Origin of the sequence: Halomonas sp. 328, from assembly GCF_015645095.1 — a bacterium.
Taxonomy (GTDB): Bacteria; Pseudomonadota; Gammaproteobacteria; order Pseudomonadales; family Halomonadaceae; genus Bisbaumannia.
The window spans coordinates 1-1202 of the sequence record NZ_JADOTW010000073.1; the positions used below are offsets into that span (position 1 = coordinate 1).

Genomic DNA, 1202 nt, shown 5'->3' on the forward strand with positions numbered 1-1202 from the left:
TGCTGGGAGTAGCCCATGCCCACCCCGCCGCCATGGTGCAGCGAGACCCAGGTGGCGCCGCCGGCGGTGTTGAGCAGGGCGTTGAGCAGCGGCCAGTCGGAGACGGTGTCGGAGCCGTCCATCATCGCCTCGGTCTCGCGGTTGGGGCTGGCCACCGAGCCGGAGTCCAGGTGGTCGCGGCCGATGACGATGGGCGCCTTGAGCTCGCCGTTCTTGACCATCTCGTTGAAGGCCTGGCCGAGGCGGGCGCGATCCTTGAGGCCCACCCAGCAGATGCGCGCCGGCAGCCCCTGGAAGCTGATCCGCTCCCGGGCCATATCCAGCCAGCGGTGCAGGTGCTCGTCGTCGGGGAGCAGCTCCTTGACCTTCTGGTCGGTCTTGTAGATGTCCTCCGGGTCGCCGGAGAGCGCCGCCCAGCGGAAGGGACCGATGCCCTGGCAGAACAGCGGGCGGATATAGGCCGGCACGAAACCGGGGAAGTCGAAGGCGTTGGCCACCCCCTCTTCCAGGGCCATCTGGCGGATGTTGTTGCCGTAGTCGAAGGTCGGCACGCCCAGCTTCTGGAAGTCGAGCATGGCCTGCACATGCACCGCCATGGACTGCTTGGCGGCCTTGACGGTGGCTTCCGGCTGGGTCTTGCCCCGGGCCACGTACTCCTCCCAGGTCCAGCCCTGGGGCAGGTAGCCGTGCAGGGGGTCGTGGGCGCTGGTCTGGTCGGTGACCATGTCGGGGCGCACGCCACGCTTGACCAGCTCCGGCAGCACATCGGCGGCGTTGGCACACAGGCCGATGGAGATCGCCTTGCCCTCGGCGGTGTAGCGTTCGATGCGTGCCAGGGCGTCGTCGAGGTCCTCGGCCTGCTCGTCCAGGTAGCGGGTACGCAGGCGGAAATCGAGGCTCGACTGCTGGCACTCGATGTTCAGCGAGCAGGCGCCGGCCAGGGTCGCCGCCAGGGGCTGGGCGCCGCCCATGCCGCCGAGGCCGGCGGTGAGGATCCAGCGACCGGTGAGGTTGCCGTCGTAGTGCTGGCGTCCGGCCTCGACGAAGGTCTCGTAGGTGCCCTGGACGATGCCCTGGGAGCCGATGTAGATCCAGGAGCCGGCGGTCATCTGGCCGTACATCATCAGGCCTTTCTTATCCAGCTCGTTGAAATGCTCCCAGTTGGCCCAGGCCGGCACCAGGTTGGAGTTGGCGATCAGCAC

General features: G+C 68.2%; 1 protein-coding gene. It reads right to left on the bottom strand.

From position 1 onward, the window contains the following. A partial coding sequence (hutU, locus tag IHD13_RS18005) for a urocanate hydratase (protein ID WP_195862410.1) occupies positions 1-1202 on the bottom strand: 1202 nt, incomplete at both ends.